General features: G+C 68.6%; 6 protein-coding genes. 5 read left to right on the forward strand and 1 reads right to left on the reverse strand.

Features of this window, described 5'->3' with window-relative positions:
• The first annotated feature begins 167 nt into the window (after positions 1–167).
• The 4 genes from AB0I53_RS39740 to AB0I53_RS39755 all read left to right on the forward strand — a co-directional run bounded on the left by AB0I53_RS39740 (position 168) and on the right by AB0I53_RS39755 (position 5,631).
• A complete protein-coding gene (locus AB0I53_RS39740; protein WP_358614215.1) occupies positions 168–920 on the forward strand; it encodes a type 1 glutamine amidotransferase in 753 nt (250 codons plus the stop codon).
• A 52-nt stretch (positions 921–972) separates the two neighbouring features.
• Complete coding sequence (locus AB0I53_RS39745; protein ID WP_358614216.1) at positions 973–4,014, forward strand: bifunctional [glutamine synthetase] adenylyltransferase/[glutamine synthetase]-adenylyl-L-tyrosine phosphorylase; 3,042 nt, start codon at positions 973–975, stop codon at positions 4,012–4,014.
• Positions 4,015–4,036: 22 nt separating this feature from the next.
• A complete protein-coding gene (locus tag AB0I53_RS39750) occupies positions 4,037–4,543 on the forward strand; it encodes a GNAT family N-acetyltransferase (protein WP_358614217.1) in 507 nt (168 codons plus the stop codon).
• A 227-nt stretch (positions 4,544–4,770) separates the two neighbouring features.
• Entirely contained in the window at positions 4,771–5,631 is an 861-nt protein-coding gene (locus AB0I53_RS39755) for an SMP-30/gluconolactonase/LRE family protein (RefSeq protein WP_358614218.1), read from the forward strand.
• Positions 5,632–5,711: 80 nt separating this feature from the next.
• On the opposite strand, the gene glnA is transcribed toward AB0I53_RS39755, so the two are convergent.
• Positions 5,712–7,136 (reverse strand): type I glutamate--ammonia ligase, encoded by a 1,425-nt coding sequence (gene glnA / locus AB0I53_RS39760; RefSeq protein WP_358614219.1) that lies wholly within the window; start codon positions 7,134–7,136, stop codon positions 5,712–5,714.
• A gap of 220 nt (positions 7,137–7,356) precedes the next feature.
• On the opposite strand from glnA, the gene AB0I53_RS39765 reads away from it, so the two are divergent.
• Positions 7,357–7,824, forward strand: a complete 468-nt coding sequence (locus AB0I53_RS39765; protein ID WP_358614220.1) for an RDD family protein — start codon at positions 7,357–7,359, stop codon at positions 7,822–7,824.
• The last annotated feature ends 86 nt before the right edge of the window (positions 7,825–7,910 follow it).

The raw sequence follows: 7,910 nt of genomic DNA on the forward strand, positions 1-7,910 counted from the left end.
CTGCACTCGACAGGGTGTGGGAGAGTAAGACACCGCCGACACACTATTTAAAGGGGCTCCCTCTTTCGGAAACGAAAGAGGGAGCCCCTTCTTTTATTTTTCGCGCAGTGTGAACGGAGCCCGAAAGGGCGTAGGCGTTCGTGCCGCCGGCACGTACGCTCACGGACATGGGTGGTGCGCGGATTCTCGTTGTCCAGCCGTCGAAGTTGGACCCGCCGGGCGAGCTCGGCGAATGGCTGCTCGCCGCCGGCGCGGAACTCGACGTCGTGCTTCCGGCAGAGCAGCAGCTCCCGGATGGGTTCGACGATCACCAGGGCGTGGTCGTGCTCGGCGGTGAGATGGGCGTGTACGACGATGTCGAACACCCTTGGCTGGCCGGACTTCGCGCCCTGCTGAGCAAGGCTGTTGGCCAGCGGGTGCCGGTGTTGGCGGTGTGCCTCGGCGCTCAGCTTCTCGCCGTCGCTACCGGCGGCCAGGTGCGCGCCGCCCGCAAGGGACCGGAGGCCGGGACCTTGCTGGTGGCGAAGCGGGATGCCGCGGCGGAGGATCCGCTGCTCGGCCCGGTGCCGTTGACCCCTGATGTGCTGCAGTTCCACTCCGACGAGATCACTGCTCTGCCGCCGTCCGCGCAACTGCTCGCTTCTTCCCCGAAGTGCGACAACCAAGCCTTCCGCGTCGGGGACTGCGCGTACGGGTTGCAGTTCCACATCGAGACGACTCCGGACATGGTGTTGGAGTGGGCCAGGCTGTCGCCGGACGTCGCCGCGACGGCCCGGCCGGGACAGCTGGAGCCCGAGCATCTGCAGGAGTTCCACGCCGATCTCGCCGAAACCTGGCAGCCGGTTGCCGAGCGTTTCGTCCGGCTGGTCGCCATGCCGCCGGAGGAGCGGACCACCAGCAGGTTCCTGCCGTTGGCGTGATTGTCGTGAGGTTGGGTCTCCAGCGGTATTCGATGCGGACTACGGTTCGAACATGGCGAACAGCAACTCGTCCCGATCGGGTTCGGTGCCGTCCACCGCGCGTTACGGATTCAGCGACGCGTCGCGTGCCGGGGACCAGTTGAGGCGAGCCGGCTGGTGGTCGGACACCGGGCCAGGGGAATCCGAGCCGATCGTCGCCGCGTTGTCCCGCACGCCGGACCCGGATCTCGCGCTGCTGTCCATCGACCGGATTCGGGAAGTCGTCGGCTCGGCCTGGGCGGAGTTGTCGCGGGCTCTCGCCGACGATGTCGGGCTGCGCGGGCGTTTGTTCGGCGTACTCGGTGACTCCACGGCGTTCGCCGATCATCTCGTCGCGAATCCCGCGGACTGGCGCCGTTTGTGCTCGGACACCGTTCAGCCGAGCACCCTCCAGGAACGCACCTCGGTGCTGTTGGCTTCGGTGGGAGCGGATGGCGACGGGGCGCCGGGGACGGCGGGCGGCCCGGTTGCGAAGCTGCACGGCCCGGACGCGGTCAGCGCTCTGCGGGGCACCTATCGCGGCTTGCTGTTGGATGTCGCCGGCAATGACATGGCGAGTGTCGCGGAACCGTCGCTGCCAACGATGCCCTACGAGAGCGTCGCGGCGAACCTGTCCGATGTCGCGGTGGCTGCGCTTCGCGCGGCCCTGTCCGTCGCCGTCGCCGAGCTGGAACGATCCGGCGTGGACGAGGTTCCTCGGCTCGCGGTGATCGCGATGGGCAAGTGCGGCGGCCGGGAACTGAACTACGTCAGCGACGTCGACGTCGTGTTCGTCGCGCACAGCGAATCGGACATCCCGGCGGCGACCCGGTTGGCCAGCCTCATGATGCGCGTGGCGGGTCCGGCGTTCTTCGAGGTCGATGCCGCGTTGCGGCCGGAGGGCAAGGCCGGTGCGCTGGTGCGGACGCTCGATGGGCACCTCAGCTACTACCGCAGGTGGGCTCGCACCTGGGAGTTCCAGGCGCTGTTGAAGGCGCGGCCGGTGGCCGGCGACGAAGAGCTCGGCGACCGCTACCTGGAGGCGGTGCAGCCGCTGGTGTGGACCGCCGCGGAGCGCGAAGGATTCGTCGTCGACGTGCGGTCCATGCGGCGACGCGTCGAGGAGCACGTTCCTTCGGAATTGGTGGAGCGTGAGCTGAAACTCGGCCGCGGCGGCTTGCGGGATGTGGAGTTCGCCGTGCAGCTGCTGCAAATGGTGCACGGCCGCAGCGACGGTTCGCTCCGCTCGAAATCCACATTGGACGCTTTGCTGGCGCTGGGCGACGGCGGCTACGTGGCGCGCGCGGACGCGGCAGACCTGGTGGACTCCTACCGCTTCTTGCGCACCGTGGAACACCGGTTGCAGCTGCGGCAACTGCGCCGCACCCACCTCTTCCCGCCCTTCGACGATGCCGACGCGCTGACGGTGCTGGCCCGCGCGGTCGGTTTGCGCGCCAGCGGCCGGAACACCGCGGCTCAGGCCCTGGTGGGAGAGTTTCGCCGACACGGCAACAGGGTTCGTCGGCTGCACGAGAAGCTCTTCTACCGCCCGCTGCTGGAGGCGGTCGCGAAGGTGCCCACCGCCGCGCTGCGGCTGACCACTTCGGCGGCTGTCGAACGGCTGGCTGCGCTCGGCTACACCTCCCCGGAAGGCGCGTTGCGGCACATCGGGGCGTTGACGTCCGGGATGTCGCGACGGGCCAGCATCCAGGGCACCCTGCTGCCGATGCTGCTGGATCTGCTGGCGAACACGCCGGATCCCGACGGCGGCCTGCTCAACTACCGCAAGGTGTCCGAGGCGCTGGCCGAAACCCCGTGGTACCTGCGGCTGCTGCGCGATGAGGGCGTGGTCGCCGAGCGGTTGGCCCAGCTGCTGGGCACCTCGAAGCTGGTGCCGGAACTGCTGGTGCGGGCACCGGAGGTGCTGCGGCTGCTCTCGGACACTTCCGCTCTTGCCGAGCGCGATCCGATGGAGGCCGCGGTTTCGCTGCGCAGCGCGGTAGCGCGGTACTCGGAGCCGCAGCGCGCGGTGTCCGCGGCTCGTTCGTTGCGGCGGCACGAGCTGTTGCGCATCGCGTGCGGTGATCTGCTCGGCCTGATGGAGCCGACCACGGTGTTCCAGGCCTTGTCGAGCATCTGGGTGGCCGTGCTGGAATCCGCGTTGGACGTGGCCGTGCGGGACGTGGCCAGCCGGTCCGATGGCGTGATCCCCGCGCGGATCGCGGTGATCGGCATGGGCAGGCTGGGCGGCAACGAGCTGGGTTACGGCTCCGATGCCGACGTGATGTTCGTGTGCGAGCCCGCCGGCGAGGCCGACGAGCGCGCAGCCGTCCGGTTCGCCACCTCCGTCGTGGAACAGGTTCGGCGGTTGCTCGGCGCGCCGAGCCAGGATCCGCCGCTGGAGGTCGACATCGACCTGCGGCCGGAAGGGCGGCAGGGGGCGCTGGTGCGAACCCTGGATTCCTACCTGTCGTACTACCGGCGTTGGGGCGAGGCATGGGAGGCGCAGGCCTTGCTCCGGGCGCGTGCCGTCGCCGGCGATCGAGACCTGGGCGAGCGGTTCTGCTGGGCTGTCGATCCGATCCGGTATCCGGACGGCGGGCTGGACGAGACCAAGGTCCGGGAGATCCGACGCATCAAGGCGCGGGTGGACTCCGAGCGGCTGCCGCGAGGCGCCGACCCGGCCACGCACACCAAGCTCGGGCGCGGCGGCCTGGCCGACGTGGAGTGGACGCTGCAGTTGCTGCAGCTGAGGCACGCGCACGAGTTCGCTGAGCTGCGAACCACGTCGACCGTGGATGGGTTGCGCGCCGCGGCTGCCGTCGGGGTTCTGGAGGCTGGCGATGCCGACGAGCTCATCGAGGCGTGGACGCTGGCGATGCGCGTGCGCAACGCGGTGATGCTGGTGCGCGGCAAGCCCGACGACCAGCTGCCCAAGCACACCTGGGAACTGAGCGCGGTCGCCGCCGCGTTGGGTTATCCGGCCGGAGTGGACACCGGTGAGGTCGTCGACGATTACCTCCGGGTGACGCGGCACGCCCGCGCCGTCGTCGAACGCGTCTTTTACGACTCCTGATCGCGACACCTAGGGTGAAGGCATGACTGATCAGCTTCGCCAGGCAGAAGAGCGCGACCATCAGCGGATCGTGGCGGCGATCGAGTCGTGGTGGACGGATTCCCGCAGCCCCGCTGCGGCCCGCGAATTGTCGCTGCTGGTGCCGCGATTGTTCCTGCAGCATTTCTCTGGCACGAGCTTCATCGCCGAGCAGGATGGCCGAATGGCAGGTTTCCTGATCGGATTCCTGTCCGCCGACCGCGCCGAGGACGCCTACGTCCACTTCGTCGGCGTCGATCCGGCGCTGCGCCGCAGCGGGTTGGCTCGCCGGCTATATGCCAAATTCTTCGATGCCGCTGCCAGTGCCGGGCGCCGCCGAGTCCACTGCGTCACGTCTCCGGCCAACTCCGGTTCGATCGCGTTTCACCAGCGCATGGGATTCGAGCTCGTTCCCGGCGACACCGAAGCCGACGGGGTGCCCGTGCACCGCGATTACGATGGCCGCGGGCACGACCGGGTTTGTTTCGTCCGGGACATTTCGCGGCTTTGACCGGCATCGTGCAACGTGGACCATTCGGGCAAGGGCTCGGTGAAATTGTTCCGCCGCGCGCAGTTGCGGTAATCGAGTAGGCCGGATGGTGCATCGCGGGGCAACGCGACTCCGGTGTCTCCATTGGACCATTTCTGGGAAACCCGGTCGGCGGTCCCGAATTGCCGAATTCGCCAGTAGCCTCGGCGATCGAGTGCGGGCGTGGTTTCGGGATGGGGGAGAGGTCGATGTCCGAGGACTTCGAGCTGCTCGTCGACCGGCAGGCGCTGTGCGGGACGAGCCCGCTGTGGATGCCGGCGCTCAATTGCGTGTATTGGGTGGACCTGATGCGCCGCGAATTGCACACCTATCACCGAGATTCCGGTGTCGACGAGGTGCGGGTGCTGCCGGGCGCGGTGACCGCGCTGGGCGCCACCCGGCACGGGCAGTTGATCTCCGCCGCCGGGAACGGTTTCGCGCGGGTGTACCTGGGGCGGGCCGGGCTGGAGCCGATCGTGCAGGTGCGCAACGGCGATCGGATGAGCGTCGGAGCGTGCGATCCGGCGGGGCGGTTCGTGGCCGGCACGCTGACGCACGACCGCGGCCTCCGCGCGAGCGCGCTGTTCGTGCTCGACGGCGACCGCGCGCGGCTGCTTGTCGACGGGGTGACCGGTGCCGGTGGCCTGGCTTGGAGCCCGGACGGCACCCGGATGTACGTGGTCGACACGCGCACCATCTGGGTCTACGACTACGACGTGGAGCGGGCCCGGGCGCTGTCCGGCCGGCAGTGGGTGGCGTGCGCGGAGTCGGAGGGCAGCCCGGAGGGCGTCGCGGTGGACGCCGAGGGGTGCGTGTGGGTCGCGATGCACTGGACCGGCCGGATCCACCGGTACGCCCCGAGCGGAGATCTCGAAACCGTGCTGTGGGCGCCGACCCGGCGGATCACCAGCCTCGCCTTCGGCGGGTCGCGGCTGGAGGAGATGTACGTGACTTCGGCGTGTTTCGGCTACGACGAGCCCGGGCTGCTCGCCGACCCTTGCGCCGGGGCGCTGCTGCGGTTCAAGCCCGGCACGGTCGGCGCCCCGTTGACGCCGTGGCAGGGCATCTGACCGTCCGGGGCTTCGGTGGAAAGGCGAAAGCGGGGTGGGCACCGAAGTCCCCACCCCGCTTTGCCGGACTGCTCAGCCGATCACACGTCGAAGTACAGCGAGAACTCGTGCGGGTGCGGGCGGAGGCGGATCGGGTCGATCTCGTCCTCCCGCTTCAGGCTGATCCAGGTCTCGATCAGGTCGGGGGTGAACACGCCACCCTCGAGCAGGAAGTCGTGGTCGGCTTCCAGGTTGTCGATGACCTTCGACAGGCTGTCCGGCACGGTCGGCACGTTCTTGGCCTCTTCCGGCGGCAGCTCGTAGAGGTCCTTGTCGATCGGCTCGGCCGGCTCGATCTTGTTCTTGATGCCGTCCAGGCCGGCCATCATCATCGCGGCGAATGCCAGGTACGGGTTGCCGGACGGGTCCGGGCAGCGGAACTCGACGCGCTTGGCCTTCGGGTTCGCACCGGTGATCGGGATCCGCATGCAGGCGGAGCGGTTGCGCTGCGAGTACACCAGGTTCACCGGGGCCTCGTAGCCCGGCACCAGGCGGTGGTAGGAGTTCACCGTCGGGTTGGTGAAGGCCAGCAGGCTCGGGGCGTGGTGCAGGATGCCGCCGATGTAGTGGCGCGCCATGTCCGACAGGCCGGCGTAACCGGACTCGTCGTAGAACAGTGGGCTGCCGTCCTTCCACAGCGACATGTGGCTGTGCATGCCGGAACCGTTGTCACCGAACAGCGGCTTGGGCATGAACGTCACGGTCTTGCCGTGCTGCCAGGCGGTGTTCTTGATGACGTACTTGAACAGCTGCAAGTCGTCCGCCGCGTGCAGCAGCGTGTTGAACTTGTAGTTGATCTCGGCCTGGCCGCCGGTGCCGACCTCGTGGTGCGCCCGCTCGATGGTGAAGCCCGAGCCGATCAGCTGCTTGACCATCTGGTCGCGCAGGTCCGCGAAGTGGTCGTACGGGGAGACGGGGAAGTAGCCGCCCTTCATCCGGGTCTTGTAGCCCCGGTTGCCGCCTTCCTCGTCGCGGCCGGTGTTCCACCAGCCCTCGACCGAGTCGACCTCGGCGAAGGTCTTGTTGGCGGCCTCGCCGAACTTGACCGAGTCGAAGATGTAGAACTCGGCCTCGGCGCCGAAGAACGCGGTGTCGGCGATGCCGGACTCGTTCAGGTACTGCTCGGCCTTCCGCGCGATGTTGCGCGGGTCGCGGCTGTAGGGCTCCAGCGTGAACGGGTCGTGCACGAAGAAGTTGAGGATCAGCGTCTTCTCTGCACGGAACGGGTCGACGCGAGCGGTGTACGGGTCCGGCAGCAGCAGCATGTCCGACTCGTGGATCGACTGAAAGCCGCGCACCGACGAGCCGTCGAAGGCCAGCCCCTCGGTGAACGCGTCCTGGTCGAACGCGGTGGCGGGCACCGTGAAGTGCTGCATCACGCCCGGCAGGTCGCAGAACCGGACATCGACGAACTTCACGTCTTCATCAGCGATGAAGCGCAGGACCTCGTCAGGATTCTTGAACAACCTCGGTGGCTCCTTCACGCACTCGTACAGCTCACCGACCGCCACGCCAAAGGTTCCGCCGCCGGCTCGAAGCCAACGTTATGTCAGGGGTGTTGCCCCGTCGTCACCTGAATGTTTCATGGGCGTTAACTGCCGCCTGTTCGGGTGGTAGGGGTTGCGCGCAGCGGTCGAACGTGATGCTCCGACAGCGGCAGCGTGCACGACACGTACCCTGGGTGACGTGCGAAAAGTCGGATCGTGGCTGGACGGCCCGAAGAGCGCATTGAACCACGCGCGCGAGCAGGCGAACGAAACCCGGCCCGGGTGGCGGGGCGAGAAGCTCGGGCTGCCCGAGCGCGGGCCCGGCTCGGCCGCGCCGGTGGGCCGGCGGATGGCGGGGTTCCTCATCGACATCGTGCTGGCCGCGCTGGTCGCCGCGTTGTTCACCGCGCCGGACTACCCGGAGAACTGGAGCCTGGTGGCCTGGGTGGTCATCACCGTGGTCCCGGTGACCTTCTTCGGCGCCACGCCTGGCATGGCGGCGATGCGGATCTGGGTCGCGCGGGTCGACGGCGCGGTCATGGTGGGGCCGTGGCGGGCGGCGGTGCGCTGCGTCCTGACCGCGCTGATCATCCCGGCCGTGGTGTGGAACTTCGACGGCCGCTCCTGGCACGACCGGCTCACCGGCACCATCGTCCTCCGCCGCTGAAGATCGGCACATGAAGAAGCGGGGGGGGGGGGGGGGGGGCCGGCCCCCGCCGCGGGGGTGGGTGTGTGTTTGGTAGATGGCGACCC

The organism is Saccharopolyspora sp. NPDC050389 (assembly GCF_040655595.1).
GTDB lineage: Bacteria > Actinomycetota > Actinomycetes > Mycobacteriales > Pseudonocardiaceae > Saccharopolyspora.